The organism is Microvirga sp. HBU67558 (genome assembly GCF_018069605.1).
Lineage (GTDB): Bacteria > Pseudomonadota > Alphaproteobacteria > Rhizobiales > Beijerinckiaceae > Microvirga > Microvirga terrae.
On sequence record NZ_JAGPUP010000497.1, the window covers coordinates 1 to 22,323 of the forward strand.

Annotated in this window: 32 protein-coding genes; 23 read left to right on the top strand and 9 right to left on the bottom strand. The window is 59.1% G+C overall.

The genetic code is table 11. The annotated features are described in order from the left end of the window. Positions 1-416: 416 nt before the first annotated feature. Positions 417-845 carry a DUF4236 domain-containing protein gene (locus KBI52_RS34080; protein WP_210807353.1) on the top strand — a complete coding sequence of 143 codons (429 nt, stop codon included), beginning with the start codon at positions 417-419 and terminating at the stop codon, positions 843-845. Here KBI52_RS34080 and KBI52_RS10840 read toward each other — a convergent pair. The 4 genes from KBI52_RS10840 to KBI52_RS10855 form a co-directional block, all read right to left on the bottom strand. Further along, positions 842-1,060, bottom strand: a complete 219-nt coding sequence (locus KBI52_RS10840) for a hypothetical protein (protein ID WP_210807355.1) — start codon at positions 1,058-1,060, stop codon at positions 842-844. The genes KBI52_RS34080 and KBI52_RS10840 overlap by 4 nt on opposite strands. 105 nt (positions 1,061-1,165) lie before the next feature. Beyond that, complete coding sequence (locus KBI52_RS10845; protein WP_210807357.1) at positions 1,166-1,492, bottom strand: hypothetical protein; 327 nt, start codon at positions 1,490-1,492, stop codon at positions 1,166-1,168. A gap of 11 nt (positions 1,493-1,503) precedes the next feature. After that, a complete protein-coding gene (locus tag KBI52_RS10850; RefSeq protein WP_210807359.1) occupies positions 1,504-1,863 on the bottom strand; it encodes a hypothetical protein in 360 nt (119 codons plus the stop codon). Next, positions 1,853-2,221 carry a hypothetical protein gene (locus tag KBI52_RS10855; RefSeq protein ID WP_210807361.1) on the bottom strand — a complete coding sequence of 123 codons (369 nt, stop codon included), beginning with the start codon at positions 2,219-2,221 and terminating at the stop codon, positions 1,853-1,855. The genes KBI52_RS10850 and KBI52_RS10855 overlap by 11 nt, the downstream gene beginning before the upstream one ends. Positions 2,222-2,840: 619 nt before the next feature. On the opposite strand from KBI52_RS10855, the gene KBI52_RS10860 reads away from it, so the two are divergent. From KBI52_RS10860 to KBI52_RS10890, 7 genes are all read left to right on the top strand, one after another. Then, positions 2,841-3,161, top strand: coding sequence for a hypothetical protein (locus tag KBI52_RS10860; protein ID WP_210807363.1), 321 nt, complete (start codon positions 2,841-2,843; stop codon positions 3,159-3,161). Positions 3,162-3,215: 54 nt separating this feature from the next. Next, positions 3,216-3,557, top strand: a complete 342-nt coding sequence (locus KBI52_RS10865; RefSeq protein WP_210807365.1) for a hypothetical protein — start codon at positions 3,216-3,218, stop codon at positions 3,555-3,557. A gap of 145 nt (positions 3,558-3,702) precedes the next feature. Beyond that, positions 3,703-4,212 (top strand): hypothetical protein, encoded by a 510-nt coding sequence (locus tag KBI52_RS10870; RefSeq protein WP_210807367.1) that lies wholly within the window; start codon positions 3,703-3,705, stop codon positions 4,210-4,212. Positions 4,213-4,225: 13 nt separating this feature from the next. Then, positions 4,226-4,429, top strand: a complete 204-nt coding sequence (locus KBI52_RS10875; RefSeq protein ID WP_210807369.1) for a hypothetical protein — start codon at positions 4,226-4,228, stop codon at positions 4,427-4,429. Between the two features lie 204 nt (positions 4,430-4,633). Further along, positions 4,634-5,065 carry a thermonuclease family protein gene (locus KBI52_RS10880; RefSeq protein WP_210807425.1) on the top strand — a complete coding sequence of 144 codons (432 nt, stop codon included), beginning with the start codon at positions 4,634-4,636 and terminating at the stop codon, positions 5,063-5,065. A gap of 381 nt (positions 5,066-5,446) precedes the next feature. Further along, on the top strand, positions 5,447-5,740 hold the full coding sequence (locus KBI52_RS10885; protein WP_210807371.1) for a hypothetical protein: 294 nt from the start codon (positions 5,447-5,449) through the stop codon (positions 5,738-5,740). 527 nt (positions 5,741-6,267) lie between these two features. Then, on the top strand, positions 6,268-6,600 hold the full coding sequence (locus KBI52_RS10890) for a hypothetical protein (RefSeq protein ID WP_210807372.1): 333 nt from the start codon (positions 6,268-6,270) through the stop codon (positions 6,598-6,600). 50 nt (positions 6,601-6,650) lie between these two features. Here the strand turns inward: KBI52_RS10890 and KBI52_RS10895 are convergent, their stop codons facing one another. The 3 genes from KBI52_RS10895 to KBI52_RS10905 form a co-directional block, all read right to left on the bottom strand. Then, positions 6,651-6,923, bottom strand: a complete 273-nt coding sequence (locus tag KBI52_RS10895) for a WGR domain-containing protein (protein ID WP_210807374.1) — start codon at positions 6,921-6,923, stop codon at positions 6,651-6,653. Between the two features lie 184 nt (positions 6,924-7,107). After that, the gene (locus tag KBI52_RS10900; protein WP_210807376.1) at positions 7,108-7,353 is read right to left on the bottom strand and encodes a hypothetical protein; all 246 of its coding nucleotides are present in this window, start codon (positions 7,351-7,353) and stop codon (positions 7,108-7,110) included. Next, complete coding sequence (locus KBI52_RS10905) at positions 7,353-8,210, bottom strand: recombinase family protein (protein ID WP_210807379.1); 858 nt, start codon at positions 8,208-8,210, stop codon at positions 7,353-7,355. Before KBI52_RS10905 ends, KBI52_RS10900 begins: the two co-directional genes overlap by 1 nt. Positions 8,211-8,860: 650 nt before the next feature. Between KBI52_RS10905 and KBI52_RS10910 the strand changes: the two genes are divergently transcribed. Both KBI52_RS10910 and KBI52_RS10915 read left to right on the top strand, forming a co-directional pair. Then, positions 8,861-9,508, top strand: a complete 648-nt coding sequence (locus KBI52_RS10910; protein WP_210807381.1) for a ParA family protein — start codon at positions 8,861-8,863, stop codon at positions 9,506-9,508. Beyond that, on the top strand, positions 9,505-9,786 hold the full coding sequence (locus KBI52_RS10915) for a ribbon-helix-helix domain-containing protein (RefSeq protein WP_210807429.1): 282 nt from the start codon (positions 9,505-9,507) through the stop codon (positions 9,784-9,786). The genes KBI52_RS10910 and KBI52_RS10915 overlap by 4 nt, the downstream gene beginning before the upstream one ends. A gap of 3 nt (positions 9,787-9,789) precedes the next feature. Here KBI52_RS10915 and KBI52_RS10920 read toward each other — a convergent pair whose 3' ends face one another. Further along, complete coding sequence (locus KBI52_RS10920; protein WP_210807383.1) at positions 9,790-10,050, bottom strand: hypothetical protein; 261 nt, start codon at positions 10,048-10,050, stop codon at positions 9,790-9,792. Positions 10,051-10,649: 599 nt separating this feature from the next. Between KBI52_RS10920 and KBI52_RS10925 the strand changes: the two genes are divergently transcribed. Next, on the top strand, positions 10,650-11,318 hold the full coding sequence (locus tag KBI52_RS10925) for a helix-turn-helix transcriptional regulator (RefSeq protein ID WP_210807385.1): 669 nt from the start codon (positions 10,650-10,652) through the stop codon (positions 11,316-11,318). Between the two features lie 361 nt (positions 11,319-11,679). On the opposite strand, the gene KBI52_RS10930 is transcribed toward KBI52_RS10925, so the two are convergent. Beyond that, positions 11,680-12,021 carry a hypothetical protein gene (locus KBI52_RS10930; protein WP_210807387.1) on the bottom strand — a complete coding sequence of 114 codons (342 nt, stop codon included), beginning with the start codon at positions 12,019-12,021 and terminating at the stop codon, positions 11,680-11,682. 1,083 nt (positions 12,022-13,104) lie between these two features. Between KBI52_RS10930 and KBI52_RS10935 the strand changes: the two genes are divergently transcribed. The 12 genes from KBI52_RS10935 to KBI52_RS10990 all read left to right on the top strand — a co-directional run bounded on the left by KBI52_RS10935 (position 13,105) and on the right by KBI52_RS10990 (position 22,282). After that, positions 13,105-13,911, top strand: a complete 807-nt coding sequence (locus tag KBI52_RS10935) for a hypothetical protein (protein ID WP_210807389.1) — start codon at positions 13,105-13,107, stop codon at positions 13,909-13,911. A 2-nt stretch (positions 13,912-13,913) separates the two neighbouring features. Continuing rightward, the gene (locus KBI52_RS10940; protein WP_210807391.1) at positions 13,914-14,651 is read left to right on the top strand and encodes a hypothetical protein; all 738 of its coding nucleotides are present in this window, start codon (positions 13,914-13,916) and stop codon (positions 14,649-14,651) included. 16 nt (positions 14,652-14,667) lie between these two features. Further along, a complete protein-coding gene (locus KBI52_RS10945) occupies positions 14,668-14,925 on the top strand; it encodes a WGR domain-containing protein (protein WP_210807393.1) in 258 nt (85 codons plus the stop codon). 913 nt (positions 14,926-15,838) lie between these two features. Further along, positions 15,839-16,036, top strand: a complete 198-nt coding sequence (locus KBI52_RS10950; RefSeq protein ID WP_210807395.1) for an AlpA family transcriptional regulator — start codon at positions 15,839-15,841, stop codon at positions 16,034-16,036. Further along, positions 16,033-17,673, top strand: a complete 1,641-nt coding sequence (locus KBI52_RS10955) for a hypothetical protein (protein WP_210807397.1) — start codon at positions 16,033-16,035, stop codon at positions 17,671-17,673. The genes KBI52_RS10950 and KBI52_RS10955 overlap by 4 nt, the downstream gene beginning before the upstream one ends. Positions 17,674-19,060: 1,387 nt before the next feature. After that, the gene (locus KBI52_RS10960; RefSeq protein ID WP_210807399.1) at positions 19,061-19,351 is read left to right on the top strand and encodes a hypothetical protein; all 291 of its coding nucleotides are present in this window, start codon (positions 19,061-19,063) and stop codon (positions 19,349-19,351) included. After that, positions 19,351-19,695, top strand: coding sequence for a hypothetical protein (locus KBI52_RS10965; RefSeq protein ID WP_247654328.1), 345 nt, complete (start codon positions 19,351-19,353; stop codon positions 19,693-19,695). Before KBI52_RS10960 ends, KBI52_RS10965 begins: the two co-directional genes overlap by 1 nt. After that, positions 19,685-19,945 (top strand): transcriptional coactivator p15/PC4 family protein, encoded by a 261-nt coding sequence (locus KBI52_RS10970; protein WP_210807401.1) that lies wholly within the window; start codon positions 19,685-19,687, stop codon positions 19,943-19,945. The genes KBI52_RS10965 and KBI52_RS10970 overlap by 11 nt, the downstream gene beginning before the upstream one ends. Positions 19,946-20,094: 149 nt before the next feature. Beyond that, positions 20,095-20,283, top strand: a complete 189-nt coding sequence (locus tag KBI52_RS10975) for a hypothetical protein (protein WP_210807403.1) — start codon at positions 20,095-20,097, stop codon at positions 20,281-20,283. 45 nt (positions 20,284-20,328) lie between these two features. Continuing rightward, on the top strand, positions 20,329-20,550 hold the full coding sequence (locus KBI52_RS10980) for a hypothetical protein (protein WP_210807405.1): 222 nt from the start codon (positions 20,329-20,331) through the stop codon (positions 20,548-20,550). A 2-nt stretch (positions 20,551-20,552) separates the two neighbouring features. Further along, positions 20,553-21,299, top strand: a complete 747-nt coding sequence (locus KBI52_RS10985; protein ID WP_210807407.1) for a hypothetical protein — start codon at positions 20,553-20,555, stop codon at positions 21,297-21,299. Between the two features lie 2 nt (positions 21,300-21,301). Then, complete coding sequence (locus KBI52_RS10990) at positions 21,302-22,282, top strand: hypothetical protein (protein ID WP_210807409.1); 981 nt, start codon at positions 21,302-21,304, stop codon at positions 22,280-22,282. The last annotated feature ends 41 nt before the right edge of the window (positions 22,283-22,323 follow it).

Here is a 22,323-nt window from a genome sequence, read left to right on the forward strand (position 1 = left end):
AGCTCTGTATAGGAAACGTGGCCCATAGCTCGCCTCCTTTCTCTCCTGTACAGATATTTGTACATATCCTGGAAACTGTCAATAGCCTTAACCGTTCCATGGCTGCGACCTCGGGTCTTTGGGCGCTTCTGTATGGCTACGGTTGGAAAGCTTAGTGCAGTGGGCCGTGGCAGGTGTCTTGTGTCTCGGACGGGGGTAAGGGGGCCAACCCGCAAAACAACTCCCCTTGAGCGGAGCATCGGGCTTTGGCTCGCCGTCTATGCACAATTGGTTTCTGCATAGACGGCGAGCCAAGGCAATTAAGCGGCGGCCTGAAACGCTCGGCGGGCTCTCTCGACGGATCTGCACAAGTGTAGTCTGATAATCGCAAGCGTGCCCAGCGTCGGAGATTATCGCGCTGGTGGTGGAGTGTTGCTATGGGGTTTCGCTGGCGGGTCAGAGTGTTTCCCGGCGTCCGGCTGAATGTGACGAAGAAGGGTGTTGTTTCGACATCGGTCGGGGCCGGCCCGCTTACAGTCAATTTCAGTAAACGGGGTGTCACTTCGATAGCTTCCTTGCCGGGAACAGGTCTCTCGTATGTTCATCGGCATAAGGGCAGGAGAGAGCGGCTATCTGAGCCGCCTCCGCAGCTTCGCCCGATGATCCCAGCCCATACCGTTCGGCCGTCGCGTGCCCGAGGGATTTGGGTCGGTGTCGGCATTTTCGCATTCGGCCTATTGGTCGCCGGGTTGAGCTTAATCCGAGGGAATGCCCCTTCAATCGCGTCATCTCCGACCGCAGCGGGAACGTCGCTCACGACACCCGCGCCATTGCCACCCCGGCGGCCGTCCTCGCCCTCTGATTAGGGCTTGGGTTCTTCAGATTTGCCCTTCCTGTATCGATCAAGGGCGGTGATGGCGGCTTGGGCGGCCTTGGTTGATACTCGTTCGTCGTTCCCATCGTTAAGGCCGACAGACCGGTCAGGCTCTGCAATCCTGTCTTTGTCGAAGATTGTATCGGCCTCTTGCGAAAGAATGTCCTTAATAGCCTTCGCTACAATCTCTATCTCTTCAGGGGTCATCTAATTCGTCCTGTTCGAATGGTGTCGTAGCCGCCTTGGCTCGCCGACTACTCAGAAATGGTTTCTGCATATACGGCGAGCCAAGACGAGGGGATGTCCCGTGCCCTAGTCCATGCTATCGGCCTGCTGCTTTGCGAGTTCTGCCATTGGCTTCTTCAGGTCTTCAAAGAGAACCTGAATAGTGGCGTCAACAAAGGGGCGCCCGGTTTCGAGTGCTGCCGGGCCGGCTTTAGCGAACTTGTCGAGCATTTCGCCGTGCATTGTGACGAAACGCCCCCGGATCCCGTCTAGGGTCAGACCCTCCCGAGCTGCGGCCTCTAGTTGTATGTGTCGATTGGTGTGGATGATGAGCTTCTCCAAAACGTAGAGACGCGTAAGGACAACATCCTCAAGGTTCAGCGGAACATGCTTGCCCTGTGCTGCCTGGGTCATTCTGGAGCCCTCTAATTGGACAGACGCGACGGGGAGCCGTGGGCGGTCGCGTTCTGGATGTTCCGGCGCTCCTTCACCTTGTTCAGGACGAGCGTAAAAAGCTCTTTGGCGTAGCCCTTGCCGAAGCTGGCAACCCCCTCATGGCCCTTAGCCTCCAGGCCCTCGGTGGTCAGCTCTTGGAGGTGGTTTAGATGGTCCTCGATCCTGTCGATTGCGGACGAAGACGGTCCATGCCCGTCTGCCATCATCGAAGTTAGGATAACTGCGTTATCGACGGCGATAACCTCCAAGACGTTCAATCGGGCAAGGATCTGCTGCGCGATGGGGTCAAGCTGTTCATGCGTCGGTTGTGGGGTGGTCTCATCGCTCATTCGGTGTCGTTCCTCTGGTGTTTCGATTGGTGGGAAATTGGATCACGACGCATTCAGGCTTAGGCGTCTTCATCGGCGCGGAGGGCGGGCATTCCCATTCTCCTCGGGCCATAGAAAGGGCTAGGGTCATCCCCTGCCCTATGGCGCGGGCTAGATCCTCGTGGCCCGGCTCAATTGTGAAAACAGGTTCATAGGCCCCATCGGCGGCATTCATGATGAGATGCAGGCAGGGCGGCCCGGGGAGAAATCCGTCCTCCTCGCCACAGGCTTTCACCAGTGACAAATGCAGACCGTCTATTTCCTCGAACCTCTCAAGGGTGTCATAGTGGATGACCTTGGGCATGGTGGTGACGGACATTAGTTGGTCTCCGTGCCTGCATCACGAATTTCAGCGCCACCAAGCCATTCTTGAGCTTCCTCTAGGCTGCGAAACGTATGTTCCGTCTCCACGAAAGGGGCGGGTCTTCTGCGCGGATGCACATCGGTCAAAAGCTCGGCAGTCCAGGTAGCGTTATTAGTCTCACCGCTCCGGACCAGGCTGGCGATAATCTCCCCATCTAGCAAAACGTCATAGCTGCCAGGTGCAAGTCGAGAGAGGGTGTAGGGCATATCTAAGCCTCTGCTTTAAGCCGGACGCCCGGCCGTCCGTGGTTCAGAAACTCCACCCCAGCAGCCTCTAGGGCTGCTTGCACTGCCCGAACGGTATCGAGGCCGCTTGTTAGGGTCTCGGCCTTTCTCGCCTCCATTGACCGGATTGTGTTGGCGCTCACGCCCGACAATTTCGCGAGCGTGATTTGATCCATGTCCACGAGCCCCCTTGCTGCCCGTAGCTGGTTGCCTGTCGTTAGCACGTCGCCCCCTCAATTGGTGAAAATAACAAGTTTGGTTGTTGACATACCCAAATCGCAATGGTTATTATACCAAGCATAGAGGAAACAGCAACAAGCAAGCCCTCTATATTCACAAGGAGAAGGCCAATGGCAGCTATCCGCAAGATCAACTGGACCTCGGCAATGCGGGATCTCCGCAACGACCGCACCAAGCCGGCTGTTCCTAGCTTCCTCGCCGCCCGCTCCCTGGAAATCGCCCGCCTTGATCGCCTCGCCAAGGAAGCTGCTGCCCGCCCTCTCGCGGCTGGTGGCGCCTTCGACCGCTCGGCCATCATGGGTGCTGCTATCGCTCAAGCCCGTCTCCAGCGGGCCAAGGGCTCTAAAGCTTCCTGGTCGGATCTGATGGCCTCGGCTCTCAAGTCCGCTTGGATCGCCGCCAAGCAGCAAAGGGCTCTTTCTGCTCACTAAGAAGCTACTGACGTAAATTGCTAGCAAATTAGCAAGCTACAGGAGTCACCTGGAATGGCAACGACCTCCCATGTCTCGCGGCGCTCACTCCTCACAGCCGCATCCGCAACCCTCGCCGGCACGGCCATGGCTGCTACGCCCCTCGCCTTCGCAAAGGTGTCCACGCCGGATCCGGTCTTTGCAGCTCTCGCGGCCTATCGCTCGACCCATGGTCTGAACCCGGAAGCGTGGTTCGACGTGATCGAGACCCGGCCGACAACTCAAGCGGGCCTCTTGGCTCTCGTCCGCTTCCTTTCGGAGCATCGGGAAACCTTCGACTACGAGTCCAGCAGCGGCACGGCCATCAAGACGGTTGCCGATGCCCTGGAGGCCATCACGCACAGGGAGGGAGTCTGAATGCCGCTCCTTCGCGCCCTTGCCCTGCCCGCCAAGATCCTGACAGGCACGGCCTTCCTCTATCTCGCCTGCTTCCTCGTCTCCGTCGCCTAGCAAGCTAGCACCATAACCCCGCAACAACACAACACACTATAGGAGTGCCAACATGCCTACCCTCAACCTGTTCAAGCGCAATTCTGATAAGCCCCGCCTCTCCATCCGTGAGCGTTTCCGCAATGCGGCGGCTCGGGTCATGCCCCGCTCTCGTGGCTCTCGTGCTGGTGGCGTAGATGCATCTCGCCGCGCCGTTGTGATGGGTTCTCTTGCCTCGGCGGCTCTCGCACCTACGGCCGTCTTAGCGGCCGACGCTTCCAAAGATGCGGAGTTGTTGCGCCTGGCCCGCGAGCATGACGTTGCATATTCGTTGGCTATCAGCGGCACCTTAAGGGACGCGGCCTTTGACGAGTGCTGCGATACCTATACGGGCTTGGAGTTCGCCATCCAGGACATTCCGGCGCAGACCTGGGAAGGCATTGTGCAGAAGGCCCGCATTGCTTCGGAGTATGCCTATGACCAAGCCGGCCTGCGGGTGCTGGACAACATTATCCCTTCGCTGATTGAGGACATTTGCCGGCTTGGTGGAGTGACGCGCAAGCACGACCCCGAATTACACTAGGGAGGGGTGGGTTATGACCTCTGCTCAATACCGGAAATGGCGCTTCTACGCTGAGAGCCTGATCCAACAAGCTATCGACATCCTCGACGCAATCGACGGGGATGTGGACCTTGAAGAGGGCGGCGACCAAGAGCCTGAGGGGCTCGATGAACCCGCCATCAACCTTGTGGAGCCATGGTTTCGGCCGGCTCCCGCAGCCAGGAGTGCCGCAGCATGACACGCAATCTCATTCTTCCCCTCGAAGCCTGGATAATCGCACTCGATCCCATGGCTCAATACGGATGACGGGGCAACAACCTCTTAACCCTTGGTCTCTATACGGGAGTCATGCTGCAACACCCCGCATTGCAGCTCCAGATGAGACCCCGTTCGGCTCTACCCCGAGCGGGGTTTCTTCGTATGAGTGCCCTACATGATCCGCATGGACATTCGCGCTGCTCTCCTTCTCCTTTTCACTCTCTGCCTTGCTCTTGGCCTGTTGACCTTTGAGAACCTTCCAACCCTCGCTGAAACAATCGACGGTCGGCGCGTCGTCATCATTGATGGGGACACGATAGCGATAGGGTCGGAACGGGTGCGGATCCTGAACGTGGACACGCCCGAAACCTTCCGGCCTCGATGCGAGGCCGAGCTAGTGGCCGGCCTCAAGGCCAAGGAACGGCTTGCCGAGCTGCTGCGGGCTGGGCCTGTTGGGATCGAGCGACATGGGCAGGACCGCTACAGGCGCACCCTCGCCCGCCTATCCGCTGGCGGTCGTGACGTTGGCTCGGTTCTGGTTGCTGAAGGTCTCGCCCTCCCCTGGCGTGATGGTCGGGCGGCATGGGAACAGCGTTGGCATCATTGGTGCGGGTAGAGCTAGGACTATGCCCTTAATCAATCGCTTCCCATCTCGCGGATCTGCGGGCCGGTCACTCTTCAGCAAGCCGGCGCCTCCCTTCCACCCTCGTCCTCGGTCGGGCTATTCTTCCTCCTCGGGGGAAGCGCCTATGCTCGATACGTTTCTAAATGTGTGCCTTGCTATCTTGGCACTGGCATATGCCTGTATCGGCTGGGTGTGCGTTTCCCCGCATATCGAGAAGCACCGAGCCTCTCGCCCTCCCAAGGGGCGCGTTCGTGTGCTTGTGGAGCACTCGGGCCTGTTTCTCCTCAAGCTGCTGGGTGGGGCAATCCTTGGGGTGCTGGTCTTAATGCTGCTCTCGTACCTTATGCGGTTCATCACTTGAAACTCTATTGGATGAAGACCTCCGAAGCGTTCCCGAATGACAGTTGGCCGGAAACGCAATTCACCTGCTTTGATGAGAATAAGCCGGATCGGGAGAGCGGTGGCCGGTGGCATACCTACATCGGCAATGTGCAGCAGGTCGAAGGTGGCCCCGAGGGTGGCTTATGGTCCTGGAGCGTAACCGCCACTTTCGCCGGCCCGAGGAATCCCTTCCCGCATTCGGGCCGGGAGCCGATGCGCAAGGAGGCAGGGCGGCGGGTCGCGGAAACCTATGAGCGGATGTTGCGGTTCTATGGCAAAACATGAAAAAGCTCCCTCCTGACAGAGGGAAGGTTGCCAGGAGGGAGCCGGTCTCAGGAGTTGTTTCATGAGGAAGAAACGCCATAAACCTACGCCGCAGCATCCCGTTGCCCATTAACTAGGTTAAACGTGGCCGAAGTTCCTGGCCGGATTGGATGGCATCTAGGCGTCACTTGTCAGGCTTGGGAGTCGTGCGGGGATCGTAGGGATACACTGGCTGGTCAAGCAGAGCGTAGCTCTCCACGATAATACGCTCAGTCTCTTGCACCGTCTGCTTGGCCCGCCGAAAGCTTTCCTGCTGCGCTAAACGCCAGCGCAGGTGCCTTCCATTCTGATCGAACTGTAACTTACTCATGGCAGGCAGGATGGGCCGATTAGCCCAAGGCCGCCTTAAACCATGTTACAGCTCAGTGCTGTTCCATACTGCCGACTACCCAAAATTGAGGGTTGCTTTCCCGGGAGGCTTCCTCAGGATCGATCTCGTCTCGCCTTCATCTGCGGTTGGGTTCTGCACCTCGAACGGGAAATGGCTCATGATCGAGACCCAGGGTAAAATCGAAGACATCGCTCGGACTCTCTACGACGCACAGGACTGCGCACGGGGCTGGAACCGCGAGCCGGAGCAACTCAAGCAGCCGTTCCGACAGTATGCTCAAGCTCTTACGACAGTCCTGATTGTAGCGGCCGACGAAATTAGTTCAGATGATTACGGGGAACCGGGCGGTCGGGTTGCCGTCGAGTCGGAAGTCTTTCAAGCCTGCTCTGCAGCCAGCCAGACATCAGCCAGGCTTGTGGCTCAATCCTGGCACCAGATCCGCTCCAGCAGGGCCCGAATTGCGCAATCTCGGGCGCTGCTCCGAGGCTAGTAGATCCAGCCTAAGGGGTCAGCTCAATAGAGGCTTGGAAGTAAAAGGGTTTAACGGCTGTATTGGTGGCGATATCCGCGCCGCATCTTGGCGCCGTGCAGGGCCTTCAAGGCGGCAAGTGCCTCACCTTCCCCTTTGTACTCATCGAGGCGGGTTCTGCCTGCCGTGCCCAGCCGTCCCCAGCGACGAACCAGCACCACGCGGCCGAATAGATCCCGCTCGACCTCCATAGAATAGAACCGGGCCATGTTCCGGCCGGGCTCGATCCGCTGAAGATGCACGGGGGCGGATTGATCTAAAACAGATGCGGATAGATTGCGCATGGCACCCTCTCCCTCTCGGCTGCCTGTACGATCCTAAGTCATCATATGATAACGCTCTATGAAACTATAGAGTTAACGCAGTTGTTCCATAGCGTGATATTTTGATATCAAGATAGCACGTATGATCAAAGGTGATGGCGGGGGTGAGCGCGGATGTACCGCCGCCCCCGCTCTTAGCAGGCTCCTACGGGATAATGCGGCGCTTGAACCTCAGACCCGTGAAGGCGAGAAGCGTTTCCACCACGGCACCAGGTTCATCCAATCCAGTCAGGTGCATCTCACACCTCACCTTTCCATCCGGCCGTGGATATTGGTTGAAGGTCGCGACGCGGGCCAGGTCCATTACCGTGACGGTGGTTTTCATATTGGAAACCACTCCTGGCAAGTCGGGGTCATCTGGCGCGTCATACCAGTACAGAAAACCGGCCATTAGGCATTCTCGACTATGACAGCATGGGTACCCGGTCGCACGATGTGGCTTTCGCTCCCGTTCCATCGGAACAGATACTCCACCTGCCCCCGGTACTTCGGGTTATCGAGGATGTAGCGAACCGTAGCAGGCCACCACTTTCCTCCTCTTGCGGTCGGAATACCCTCAGAGTTGAAGCAGTTAGCGATGGCCTGGAGCGTGGCCCCCTCTGCCTTCATGGCGAAGATCCGGCGCACGGTGCCGGACGCCTCCTGGTCCTCCACAAGCCCGCCCTGCCGGTCCTTCCGATAGCCCAGAGGCGCGGATCCTCCCGCGAAGCCTCCACGGGACGCCTTCTCGCGGCGCCCCAGGAACGTGCGTTCGGTAATCACCTGGCGCTCTTGTTCAGCCATGCCGGCGAGGATGGCAAAGACGGTGCGGCCCATGGGCGTTGCGGTGTCGATGGGCTCGGTTACGGATCGGAGCTGCACCCCATGGCGCTCCTGCAGGTCATTGGCGGCTGTGACGGCATAGACGATTTGCCGGGCCAGCCGGTCGAACTTCCAGACCAGGAGGACGGAGAAGGCCCCTTCCTCGGCAAGATCCACGATGCGGCGGAACCCATCTCGCTCGGCCGGCCGGGTGGCGCCTGACACGCCGGCATCCGTCACGACCTCTAGCAGCTCATAGCCCTGGCTGGCGGCAAAGGCCCGGATAGCGGCCTCTTGGGTGGCGAGCCCAAAGCCGGAGGCAGCTTGCTCCTCGCTCGAAACTCTCACATAGCCTACCGCCTTTGAGGCGACCTCGGCGCGGGCCGTCTTTACCGCAGAGGCACGACGCTTCAGGCGCTGGACGCGCATCGATCCGCTAGGGGTCATGGCTGTTCCCTCGGGTGCCTCTACAGGCCGCTTTATGAACTCTCCCGAGAATTTATAATCAGCGTGCTACAAAGCTCAAGAGCTATCTTGATAGCACCGTGCCTCGATAGGGGATTATCGCGGTAAGTCCTTTTCGAGGTCCGCCGCTGTTGAGGGTGTCGGCACACAGGCATAGCTCAATTGACCATGTTGGTTCTCGCCCCTCGTCATCGCTTCGCTGACCGTAGCGATAGTCCCAGCGTGCTCACAGGCTTTCTCGGTGTAGGGAAGCGGCATCTGGATCATTGCCGTGCCGGAGGGTCCTGAGTGGATGAGGACCAGGAAAAACATTGAAAGCATGATGAACTCTATGAATGAAAGCGGCCTGATAGCATGATAGCAACGTGCCGTCGTGCGCTTAAAGCGCCGTTAACCTCTATCGCGGCACGGTGGCACGAACATGCGGAGGATTCGCCGTTGCCTGATGTCACGAAAGCAATTGTCCTGGCTGGGGTTCTCATAGCCTTCGCGATTGCCTTTAGCTCTCGTCAGACAGTGACAACGGCGAGTTCGGCGGGGGTGTACATCGTGAACCACTGGACGGGGAAAATCATGCAGTGTGACGGCATGGAATGCTATCCTGTGACCGAATACCCGGTGAAGAAGTAGCTATGAACGTCGTAGCCTTCACCAGTCGGAAGGGCGGATCCGGCAAGAGCACCTTAGCGGCTCACCTGTCCGTCTATGCCGATACCCCGGACGTGCCGGCTCTCCTAATCGACACTGATCCACAGGGCTCCCTCGCGTTCTGGCATGAGCTGCGGCAGGCGGAGACGCCCGTTCTCGTCCAGTGCGAGGCCCGCGAGCTGGAGGACGTGATTGCAGCCGCCAAGCGCGACGGGGTGCAATGGGTCTTCATTGATACGCCCCCGCACAACACCCAGGACATTGCGGCTGCCATGCGGGTTGCCGACCTGGCGGTTATCCCCCTCCGGCCGGCCGTCTTCGATATCGCCGCTGTGGCTAAGACCCTCGAAATGTCGCGGGCTCTGAACAAGCCGGAGCTGCCCGTCATCAACTCGGCGCCTCCCAAGAGAGGCACCTTTGAAATCGGTGTTGTGACGGAGGCGAGGCAGGCTCTCTCTGACCTCGAAGTGACCCCGTGGCAGGGGCAGATAACCCAGCGGGCGGGGTTCGCCCATGCTCTCGCAAGCGGGCAGGCCGTTCATGAATTCGAGCCGGAGAGCCCGGCCGCCAAAGAAGTGCAAGAGCTATGGCAGGCCGTGCGCCGTGCCGTCGAGAAGGGCAACAAGAAATGACGAAGCGTCCATCCCTCGCCAACCTCGGAAGCCGCCTCAACAAGAGGGCAGCCGAACCGGAAGCCTCGACAGCCGATGACGCGACAGTAGGGGAACAGCAGCCCGGCCGCCGCAAGAGCCAACCGGACGGCCGCAAGGGTATCCTAGTTCGCGCCAGGCCCGAAGCCTGGAAGGCGTTGAAGCTCGTGGCGCTCGACCAAGACAAGACCCTGCAAGACGTGATGATCGAGGCCATCAACGACGTCTTGCAGAAGCACGGTAAGCCGCCGATTGCTTAGGGGCTAGTCAGCCCGGATCTTCCGGCAGTCGTGGCATTCATCCGCTGCATGAGCCATGGCTGCCTCAATCAGCTCATCTCCTTTGGCGGCGCCAACTTCGGTGGCGAGTTCCTGCCGGACCTCATCAACGGCGTCAGGGTCGTCATTGTCGATGAGAGTATAGTGGTCTTCACACTCGACAATAGCACCGGCGTCTTTAAGCCGATTAATGACGTCCTGAACTTCGTCTTCTCGCTCCATCATCTGGTTTTTCGCGTGTCCCATAGGCTCCCTCCATTGTGGAAGAGCGAACTTAGGGATGGGCAAGCTTTGCCGAAAGGGGCGGCGTCTGAATTCAGACGCTCTAAGACGCATTAAGACCCTTCCGCACCATACCCAAGGTGTAGGAAATAGAGAACCCGGCGCGCTTAACGGCATCTCACGAGGCCCAGACTAGGCGCCGGGCTGTCTTTCCCTGTGCGGTGCAATCCCGCTCCGGGACAGGGACGACAGCCTTCATCTCGAATGGAGGCAGAAATGTCCTACGCAGTCGCCCAATGGAAGCTTGATATCATCCTCGCACTGATCGAAGCCGCCCGTCCCATCCTGGAGTTGGTTGTGAAATGGTGGCTTGGGATCGGGTGAGTGCCGGAACTGGTGCGGTGCTGGGTGAGGCGACAAGAAGGGCAATGCATCCGTGCCCGTCGCCGTACCTCATGCCATGGCGTCCGGTACGTCTGCTGAAGCACAGGCAGTCACCAATCGCCTAATTACACTAGTTGGCATACAATCCAACTAATGGATTATTGATCTAGTCGCGCAGCTCTGTCACTAGTATGGACATTCCCCAACTAGGGAAATTCCAACTAGCGGAGAGCGGACTAATGATCACCGATGTTGCAAGCTGGCTTGAGACTTCAGGGCTTTCACCGAGCGAGCTGGCCGACGAGTTGGGCCTGCCGAGAAGCCAAATCAGCCGGCTCATCGCCGGGGAAGAACCCGTCGACAAGGTAATCGGCTGGGCGCTAGTTGGATTGGGGACACGGAAGAGAGCAGGGGCTGTGCCCCCTAATCCGCCACGTCCGATTACGTCTCTCTCTGATGACCTTGCAGACGACACTTGGACGGGGAAAACCGCCCGCTTGGCCATGCCAATCCTTGCAGAGATTGCCCAGGGCAAGCCGACGACAATCACTTACAAGGACCTCCACCAGAAAATCGTGGAGCGTGGCGGCAAAGAAGATATTGGATCTCTCACGAAGTACGCGTTCCCGCTTGGCCGGATCGCTACAGCAGTCGAGAATATCGGAGATGGGATACCACCACTAACTGCTATCGTTGTGAGGGGCTCCACTGGCCTTCCATCTGACGGGATCGATCCTTTCATCAAAGGGTACCTTGGTCTGCATGGGCTTGAGGCAAGAAAGCTCAAGAGCCCGGAGGGCCGCCGAGCTATCGTTCAGCGGCTCTGGGACGATGTCTTCGCCTATAACAAATGGCCTTCGGTGGTTTCCCGGCTCGGTCTAACGGGTGATCCCAATTACGACCTCTAGAGCATCGGACGCTTTGTCGGACCCGCCCGGTTTCTACCTCTGCCCAACGGAGAGGGCAGGGGTGTTGTGGATCCATCTTTCAGTCCGATGCTCTAGAGCGTCTGAATTCAGACGGTTTCAGTCACTTTAAGACGGTCTGCGGCGGCTGGAGTATCAGCCGCCGTTTTGCTGTCCGGGAATGCAGCAAGGCAGCCTTCTGGCTGGGTGAGGCGACAAGGAAGGCAGTACATCCGTGCCTGTCCTTGTCCCTCGGCCATGCGGCCACGAGAGCCGGATCTAATAGCCCTCGATGACAGGGCTGTGACGTGGAGCATTCCGCAGAAATCCGCAGAGTCTGCGGAAATCGGCAGACGCACGCGGACTAATGGGTTCCTGCTCGAAGCAAATCCCAGGGGTCCGGCTTGGGAATGAACTCGCCGTCCTTCATGACGTATTCCTTGCCACAAATTCGGAACGTCATCTTCGGCGGGACGTGGTTCGGATCCGGCGAGAAATCCGCTCCGTGGCGCTCGGCCTCCTCCTTGTAGAACTCGCCCATGAACGTGAGGTGTTCGTTCTGGCCTCGAAGGCTCGCATTCTCTCGCTCAAGAACGGCGATCCGCTCCAGGAGTGCGGGCTTGGTTTCAGACGGCAAGCCGGCCGCCATCCTGGCCCGCTTTCGCTCGATGTACTGCCGCTGCCGTTCTGCTCCTGAGACTGCCACTGTGCCCCTCCAATTTCTCTCCAGCGTATTTTACCGGATGCGGGATGGATGTGGCAAGCAACACGATGAATCGGCATGAACTGCGAACGATCCGGGGCAGGGGGGCGCGAATAATTGACCGAGGCTCAATACCGCAAATTTTATGCACGACGGAATGGGAGCGTGAGGCGCGGGGCTCAATACCGTAGTTTTTGTGCATGGTCCGAATGACGTCACAGCCTCGCACCCACAAGCAAGCTCAATACTGTAGTTTTTGTGGGTGCCGCTCCCGGGCTCAATACCTCAGTTTTTGTGGGTCGCTCATTCCGCCCAATCCACGAGGCTCAATACCGCAGTTTTGACGCAGCCGGGGTGACGGGCGGAAACGGGGGGCTCAATACCTCCAAGTTTATGCACCTGACGTTTCCCCTGACGGCACCTGGCTCAATTCCGCAGTTTTTGTGCGGCCTCGCTGCCGGCTCAATACTGTAGTTTCGACGCACCGTGTCGAGCGCGCTCAATTCCGCAAATGTTGTGCGTCTGATATCGGCCGGCGGCGGCAGGATCTCAGTGGGCTCAATTCCGCAGATTTTATGGGTGATCTCCGTCCCTGGTGAGACCTGGCGAGTCTCATACAGCGTAAGTGACGTCACGATTGCTGGTGTCGCTGACGTCATTCTTCCTCGCTGACGTCACACTCATTAACAAAGTCTTAACCAATCGGCCTCAACCCGCTGAGATGACGTCATAATTTGCATCAAACCACTGTTTTTAGCCGGGCTTGCGTTGACTTACCGCCTCGCTCAAGGCGTCATGCTCAATTGGGCAACGTCGATTCATTGGAATGGGCGGGCTGCCTGGCAACTTGGAGCGATCCAGCCGCGACAGTGACCTAGAAAAGCGAAGGCCCCGGGAGACGGCAATCTCCGCAGGGCCTTGGGAATTCATAAGGGACATTCGTCACCCGAACAGTGCGAACGTCTCACGACTCCTCCGGGGAGTCAACGGAGAACATCGTTTCTCCGCACAATGAAAGCTTGCCTAGTAGAGGGATGACGTGACGTCATTTCTTTTGCTCACGCGCGGCCCATTGAGGGCCTTCGCATGTTCGTTGATCAGATGGCGTCTGCCATCAATGAAGCCAGAACCATGACCCGCCTGGACGACCTGTCCCGGGCGATTTGGCAGGGCTGGGATGCCGCTGCCGTCAATGATGACCAGGCGCAGCAACTGGCAGAACTGATCCATGCGCGAAAGCTGGTCATGCGAGGTGAGATTAAGCCCGTAGGCATTCCACCAGGGCGACCGTCCATCTTCCCGCCCCGTCGCACCCAGCGACCCCCCGTCCGCTCTGTTGCCATTACCAGGAGACGTCATCTGGCCGCCTCGGGGCCGCTCCCGCCATCCCTGGCGTGCAAGTTCACCGTTGGCGAGCTGGCAGCCCTGCGGATCGTCTCAGACGAGGTGCGGGAGAAAGGGCATTGTGACAGGACGCTTGGGGAGATTTCAGCGAGGGCCGGCATCAGCCGCACGACCGCACAGAACGCGATGCGGGCCGCCGCCGCTATGGGCCTGCTCACCGTCCAGGAACGGCGCCGCGAGGGCCAAAAGAACCTGCCCAACGTGGTGCGGATCGTCAGCGGAGAATGGCAGCTCTGGATTAAGCGGGGAGGGCAGAGGAACGGCCCTCAAGTCTCGGGGGGTATAGGGTTCAAAAAAACCGACCCCACGGGCAAACGATTCAAGAAAGAGGATAGAAACGGCATTCCCCCGGAAGCCTCTGAACCTCGAACTCGACCGCAAGGCGCCTGGGAGGAAGGGAAGAGGGTTTTCGGCAGAGCCGAAGGCGGTTCTGAAGCCAGCACAGCCAGGCAAGGCGCTCCCTGGAATGCAAAAGCGGGGAGGGCGTAGCCATGCCCAAGAAAGCCGTCATGGCCGAGCAGGACATCGCTTGCACGAAGTGCGGCAATCCTTTCCGGCCGACCGTGCGAGCCCTGCAGAAGAAATTCTATTGGTGCGGACCGTGCCGTCATCCGAACGGGCAGGACAGAAGCACATTCCAGCACGGCCGGGATCGTCAATGGAAGCGTTGGAGCCGAGAGGAACTGGATGCTCTGATCCGCGGCGAGATTATCGAAGGTCGCGGCTCTCGATCCCTGAAGGACAAGGCGTGGCGCCTCGGGATCAGATATCGGGAGGGTGCTTGGAGCAAGGGGGAGATTGCGTTCCTGCGCCGGCATTATCCTGACCGGGGCAAGCCTTACTGCATGTTCAAGCTTCAACGCAGCAAGTGGAGCATTGTCAATAAGGTTCGGGAGTTGGGCCTGAGTACGATCAACAGGCGCGGGCTTAGCAAGACGAAAGCTCTCTCGGTGGAGCAGCGCGAAACCCTCTATGAGACGGTTGACGCTCTCGTGCCCAAGAGCATCCCGCCGCAGATACGCGAGGAAATGGTGATGAGCCTGATCCTCGACACCTTGGACCGCAAGATCCAGTTCTCTGACCTCGCCGGTCACGTCAAAGAGTACCGCACCAAGGCTTACGCCATGTTCCCGGAGAAAGGCGCCCATGCATCCTTGGATGCCCAGCTCTACGACGACGGCCCTATGACTCTTGGGGACACAATCGAAAGCACGGCATTCCGGTTCTAGGGGGCTTAAGCTACCGATGCCCGACGAGCTACGCTCTCCCATCAAGCATCATCTCGTGCTGCACCGGATCGGTCCGGAGAAGGAGATCCGGCGTTTCTATTCGCTCATGATCGAGAGAGACTTGTTCGGCGTTGTGCGCCTGGTCTGCCATTGGGGGAGGGTGGGGACGCGAGGCCAAGAGTCCGTGACGGATTTCCCGACCGAGGATGAGGCGGCCGAAGCTCTAGAGGCGCTGGCGAGCACAAAGCGGCGGCAGGGATATCAGGACCTGTAGTTCGCGGGGCGAGGGATCGGTCATGACGCAAGCGTGAACAGGATTTCGAACTTTATGAATCAGCAAATGGCCGCCGACTGTTAAGTTCTAGAGCACCGAGCCTTAGGCTGTCTTGTCCACTCCATCCCGTCCTTTGCTGCGGCTCATCGGCCCTTGCATATCGACACGGATCGAAGGCAGACTCGGGCGGCCATAAGGAGAACGCCCCGCCACAACGTGACGAGGCGCTCGGTGGCCTTCTCAATGTGCCGGCCAGCGCACTGAGAAGCGAGATCCAGCGCCGTTCAACGGCACCGAGCCTCCCCACTCGTGTTTTACGGCGGTTCTGGGTCTCCGGTCAAACGGACTAATGTTCTAAGGAGAACAAATGACCCAACTTGCCTACGCGTATCTGACCCTCGGATATGCCCTCCTTGTCGTGGAGACCCTTCTCGGCGGAGGAGGACATTAAGCGTTACTGCGGGGGTACGCCCCCGCAGCATCCAAGCGCGAACCTAGCGCACGAATCTTAGCGAGGGAGAGGCCGAAAACTGAGCATCCCGGCCTCTCCCTGCCTGGATGAGGAGTCCGTAGGGGCAAGGCTCCAGATCCAAGCCAAGAGGGATCGCCGCACCTCCAGGGACAGGCACAATAGCTGGCTTTCCATGCTCCTACCTCAGGAGCCTTCCCCTACCGGGACGGAAGGAAATCGGATGCTGACCCCAAGGGGCTAGGGCAGAGCCAAAATGCCAACAGGGAACGGCCACACGAAGCAACGGAGATATGGTGATAGCAAGCTATGAACGTGGCTTGATAGCTCAAGCGAAATATTGTACTTTCTGTCCGCTGTAGTCACTTGGAGTCCAAGCACTTGATCTCGATATGTTCTGAAGCGATGATACTAAAGGCTAAGACCTTAGGCGGGGTTGAGTGAATGGAGACGGATAACCAATCGCTGGCCCTCTCGATGAAGGCGGCGGCCGATGAGGTGGGGATCTCAACCCGCCATCTGCGCCGGCTCATCGCCAAGCAAGAGGGGCCGCCTGTGGTGCGCCTCGGTGAGCGTACCGTAATCCGTCGTCAAGCATTGGCCGAATGGCTTAAGAGTCGAGAGGAAACCCCGAACGCATGACAAAAGAAAACCGCCCGCTCAGGAACAGCGGACGGCTTGAAGAAGGCTCATATGGAATAGAAAAAGACATATATGAATTTGAGCCATTTGTCAAGTCCGGACGTGACCATTTCCTAAGTTCTTCGTGGAATACTGACGAAGACTTTATTCGTGCTCTTGGCGTTCCCTTGGATAAGAATAAGGGCCGCAATGCTGCGCGGAATTTTATGCTTACTGAGGCAGTGATTGCGCACGAGATAGGCCGGAGCGTCAGTTACTCCAGGCGAACCAATTTCTATACTGCTTTGAGTTCTTATTGTTCCCCACATTACACCTATGCGAACGTCCTGCCTGTGCTCGAAGAGTTAAAGGGCCTGGGCCTGGTTGTGGAGATGCGCGCCCGTCCTGGCGACCACATCAGAACGGAACTTCAATCCCGCTATTGTGCAACGCCCGAACTGATTGCCCGCTGGAAGGCCAAGGCGGCGGATTTCACCCTCTATGGGCTTGTTCGGCTTAAGGATGCAGACGGCAACCTGATCCACTACAGAGACACCGACGAAACCCGCCGCATGGTGAAGGAGCTGCGGGGGATCAATGAATATCTGGCCTCGCACACTCTCGACCTGAACGCCCCAGATGCGGAGCGGATCGGCCATCATATCAAGTTGGACGGTGCCTATTACCTGCCGACCACAACGGAGATCTACCGGGTCTTCAATGCCGGCTCCTTCAAGCTTGGAGGGCGGGGCTATTGGTGGGGCCAGTCCCTCTCCAAATTGCGCCGCGCCGGGTTGCTCCTAAACGGGGAGCGGGTAGCCGAACCGGACTTCAAGCAACTCCATCCCACGATGCTCTATGCCGAACGGGGCCTTGCTCCTCCTGGTGATGCCTATGAGGTGGATGGTTTCACTCGTGACGAGGGCAAGCTTGCATTTAACGTGGCGGTGAACTGCCAACGGGGGCAGGCCGGCACGATTGCGACCTTGCTCTACAAGAGCCGAGAAATTGACCGCCGCACCGGGTTGCCCAAATGGACGCGAGGTCGCGAGGAGACGACTGCTCTAGTTGAGGCCATGTGGAAGAAACATGCGGCCATTGAAGGGGCGCTCGGGACAGGGGCAGGCCGGCGCCTCATGAACCTGGATAGCCGGATCGAGATGGACATCTTGAAGCGAGCCGAGCGGGCCGGAATTGCCGCCTTGCCCGTTCATGACTCCAACATTGCGCCGGTCCGGAATGAAAGCAAAATGGCCGAAATCATGGAGGAGTCTTACGCTCATGTGTTCAAAGGCTCAAAGCCTTGCACCGTAAGGGTTTCAGGCGGGAACGTATCACAAATGCCCTCCGCTCCTTCCTCCCTTCCTTCCCTCTCTCCCTCTCTGGTCCTCGAACGGGCGGCGCTCGCGGGCGACTTCCAGCAGGCTATTGATGCCCTGAAAGAGCCCCCGGAAAATTCGGCCCTTTCGGGGAAGCCGATGCAGCTCGACTTCCTGGCTGGTCTAGATGGCCCTGCCCCGATCCAAGAGGCTAGGGTGATGGCAGAGGCTTATGAGGGAGGTATCGCCCCCGAGCCCGTCATTCGGATCGTGCGGGATCTCCGGCACAAGACCGGGGAGCGGCAGCAGGATCTAGCCGCTCACCGCAATCGGTACTAGCCGGGCTCATCTGGTGAATTGGGAGCGGGGACGCTTTGGCCTCAGTGGGAAGCCGGCCGTCTTCGCCGCTGGATCAAAGAACGCACGGACGCTGCCTAGCGACAGGCAACCCCAGTCAATTTGACCGGAGTACCCCAGTCATTTTGGCCGGGGTGCTTCAACGGCTGAAACCCTTGCCCCATAAGGGTTCTAGCTCAATACGTATCACAAATGCCCTCTCCCCTCCGTCCTCCGCCTTCCTCCTCCTCTCCCGCCCTCCTCTCTGCTTTCTTCCCCCCTGACTCGCGGGCGCTGCTGTCATGCTCCTGTTGGGGTCGAAAGACGCTGTAAAAGAACGCTCAGAAAAAATCGGCGCTTCTGAACCGGTCGGGATCCTGTTCCCTACTGGTCCCGAACCGCTTCCCCACTGGTGGAGCCCGTGCCCGCCCATCAAAGGGCGGGGCTAAGGGCGTGTCCCCCAGGACAACGAGGACATCGCGGGACATGGTGCGAGAGACGCACATCAAGGGGAGGGTTAAGGGGTGGGTGAACCCCTCCACCGTGAGGACGGGTTAAGGGGCGCGACGTACCTGCCCTGCGGCTGCCGACGCTTTTCCTCAATGGTCCCAACGATCCTGCTCAACCGCCGTTGAACGACCGTTCCACCGGAACGAGCTTCCGGTGGCGGTGCTGTCATCTTCCGGTGGAAGTCCGGTGGAACGCAGGAGAACGCATTGCAACGCAAGCGAACGCCTCACCTGGCGCGGCAGGGTGGGGCAGAGGTGTGGCGGTGTGGCAGCCCAGCGGCAGAGCGGAGCTCTCAGGTGTCAGAAAGTCCCCACCCCCGGACTCTGTGACCCCACCCCCGGAACCTCATTCCCCACCCCCGGAAAATGGCGCCCCCTCCCGATAGTGTTGCGAATGATCAGAGGTGATCAGCCGTGATCGAGATGCCGGCGCCGATAACGCGTTACGGTGCGTTACGTAACGTTACTGTCACAGTGACGGTGCGTGACATCGCGTGACGGCAGGCCGTTTCTATCTCCCTCGACCGAAACGCTCCAAGCCCTACCTCGGCCATGAGCCGGATCGGCAACCCGCTGGGAAGATCCAGGCAACTCACTGAAAAAAGCGCAAGAAAAACCCCGCCGTGCTACAAGATTTGTAGACAGCGTGCTACAACAATGCTAAGTTAACAAGTGGTAATCGGCCTGATTTGCAGGCTGAAGACCACGGGCTCTAAAGGTGGTGAGAACACCTCTAGAGCTTGGATGCTTAAACCAACGAGGTTCTGTTGTGGTGTGTGTAGAGACTATAAAACGAATGACCGGCCCAAGGCAACGGGTTCGACAAATTATTTCTTCTCTATGCTTGCCGAAACAGGCCCACATTTAAGGGGCCATGCTGCATGGCAGGTGCAAAACATATTCTGACCAACTACGACCGGCGCGAGGCTCTCAGCCTTTCGCAGGCGGCATTTCTCGCTAACCGCACTGTTGAGACCGTGCGGGGATGGGCAGCTAACCGGGACATAGGCCGCAAGGTCGCTGGCCGCTGGGCTGTGAGCCATCCTTGCCTGCTGATGCTCCTGGAGAGCGATCAAGCAGCCCTCGAAGCCTATTGGGCCGGGGACCGTCAGAGCGAAATCGTCACAAAATATTTTCAGCGGGCCGGAGTGCCCGTCAAAGGGGCTGCATAATGAGCCACGCATTCAATTCCGTAGATAAGCGGCCGGTTGTGGCCGTCGAGTTCACTTCGGACGGGCGCGGTCCGCTGAAGGCCAAGGGGCGCTATGCCTCAACCCTCGTGGCTCTCGTCCGAGCCGGTGAGAAGGGCGTCCAGCCGGCAATTGATCATCCCATGCCGAGATGGTCGCACTATGTGTTCTGGCTCCGCACCCACTTCGGCGTGGTGATCGAGACTATCAACGAGAAACACGCGGGGCCGTATGCCGGGTCTCATGCCCGCTATGTCCTCCGCAGCGAAGTGAATGTGTTGAACGTCGGCTATGCCGGAGACAAGGGGGCGGCCAATGCAGCCTGAGACCCCCGCAACCCTCGTGGCGACCGTCGCCAAGAATGCCGCTGAAGAAGTCCGGGTTTCGCTCTCGGAGTTTAAGGGCTCGCAACTGGTGGACCTGCGGATCTATGCCGAGTTCGGCGCCGCAGCCGGCGAGAAGAAGGCGACCAAGAAGGGCGTTGCCTTGAAACTGGCAAAGCTGCCCGAGCTGATCGAAGCCCTGCAGGCTGCCCGGATCGAGGCTGAGAGAATGGGCCTCCTGGCGGCGGCATAAGGCCAACTCCAAGAACATGGGAAAATCCCAAGAAACCCAAGAACCCTAGGAAACGTAAGGAGTTACGGCGCTAGCAGGCATTCAAGCTAGCGCCGTATCGTGCTACGTTAAAGGCAGGGTAGCAATTGGGGTTTCCGATGTTTCATCTAATGCAATTTGACGATGGGCGAGGCGAGTTCTCCGACGTGATCCGCGCCCGTGCTCCTCGTGGTCTCCGCGACCAAGTGAAGGCGGTTGCGGCACAGAAGGGAATGAGTTCGGCCGAGCTGATCCGCCTCGCCATTACCTCCTATATCGCCAACACCTCTGAAGGCGGCGCGGCCTCTGCGGGCGTCTGAACAGTGGCGGCCCAGGCGCACCAGGCGGCAGGCAATCAGCCTCAGGTGGACCTCTCCGAGGATCCGTCGCGGCTGGCCGCTATCAATGAGCTAGAGCAGGCGCAGGCGTTCCTTGGCCTGATGCTGGCACAACTCCGCACCTCCACGGGCAACGACAAGGACCGGGCGTATTCGTCCGAACGCTTCCGGTATCACGCAAGCCGGGGCTTCGCTCTGTGGAGCGGCAAGACCCTCCTCGACAACATGCCGGCAGAGGGGAGCGCATAGCGATGACCCAACCTCTGACCAAGAAGGAAATCGAAGACTTCAACCGGGCGGTTGCCATCGCCTCGGGAGATGAAGGTCTGCGGGAGATTGCCGACGCGCTCACCCCGGAGATCCTTGAGAACCTGTCTCATGCTCGCAACTGCCTTGACCTCATCATCGAGGGATGGGGCGGCGACGGGCTGGCTATTCGCGGCTACACCTCTCAAATGATGGGCCATCTCAGCACAGCCCGCGAACTGTGCGAGGCTTACACGTCATTGGCTTTGGGGGCCGTCGAGGCGGCCTCTTCTGAGGTTGGAGAGAGCGAACCGGCGCCGCTTGAGGCTCTGCCGGCCGTCGCCATCGTCACCATTCATCGAGACAACCTTGAGGCCGTTGCCGGCTTCATCGATCAATTCTTACCGGCCATATCGAAGCGCGGTCGGATCCCGGTTGAACAACTCTGGGAGCAGCTTCGGAGCGGAGAAGTCCAGGCCCATATCGTCTGGGACACCGCCAAAGAAACAGCCGTGGCGCTCGCCGGCACCTGCGTGGTGATCCGGGGCGAACGGCGCATTGGTGAAATCGTCTGGTGCACGGGCAAAGACCGTCACGATTGGTGGTTTCACCTCCTCACTCAACTCGAAACTCATTTGCGGGAGCACCTCGGCTGCGAGGGCTTCAAGGTCGTCTGCCGTCCGGGCTGGAAAAAGCACTGCCAGGAACTCGGCTATCGGCTGACGCACATCGTCATGGAAAGGGATGCCTAGCAATGCCAGGCAGCGATAGAAAAGAGACCTCAATCAGTAGCCCGATGGCGTCGTCACAGCCGTACCTCGACAAAATCATGTCGCAGGCTGACACGCTGTATGGGAAGTACAAGAACAAGCCCCTCCTCGCGCCTATGAACAGCGCCACGAAGGAAGGGCTTAACCAGACGATGGACCTTGCTCGTCAGGGCGTCCCGAATATGGATGCGCTCTACGGCTATCAGTCGTCCATGCTCTCCAATGGCGGCATGACCCCTGGCATGAACCAGGCGGCCGGCATTCTCGGTGGCTATGCGGCCAACAACGGCATGACCTCGGATCTTCAGGAGTCGGCTGGCTACCTGAAGAACTTCGCCAACGGCAGCTACAACGAAGACCCACGCCTGCTCAGTGTCGTCAACGCCGAGCGCGAGAAGGCCCTCAACTCGGCGTCCACTCGCCTAGGTGGCGGTCGTTATGGTTCGGCAGCAATCGGCACCGGCTTCTCGAATGCGGCATCGCAGGCCACCGACCAGCTCATGCTTCAGAGCAACGAAAACAGCAGAAACAGGCAGTTGCAGGCGTCAGGCATTCTTGGCGACATGTACCAGTCCGCTGCCAACCGGGGCGCCTCGGCGGCCGGGGCCATGGGAAGCCTGTATTCTCAGGGCGCCGACAACATGAGCACGGCGGCGGCCCTGGCTCCGACGTTCAACGCCCTGCGGTACGACCCCGCAAGCCGCATGGCCGGCGTTGGCGATGTGCGCCACCAGTATTCGCAATCCAAGTATGACGCCCCCTTTGATCGCCTGGCGCAGGCTGCCGGCTACATCACTCCTATTGCTGGCATGGGCAAGGTCGTGAACTCCACGAAGGACGGGCCGAGCGCCGCTCAAGGCATTCTCGGCGGCGCCTTCACGGGTGGCCGGATTGGATCTTCGTTCGGTCCCTGGGGAACTCTTGCCGGCGTCCTCGGCGGCGGAATCCTCGGCGGATTTTCGTAAGGGGAGGATGAGCAAATGAGTGGTGGACCTTTCCCCTACAC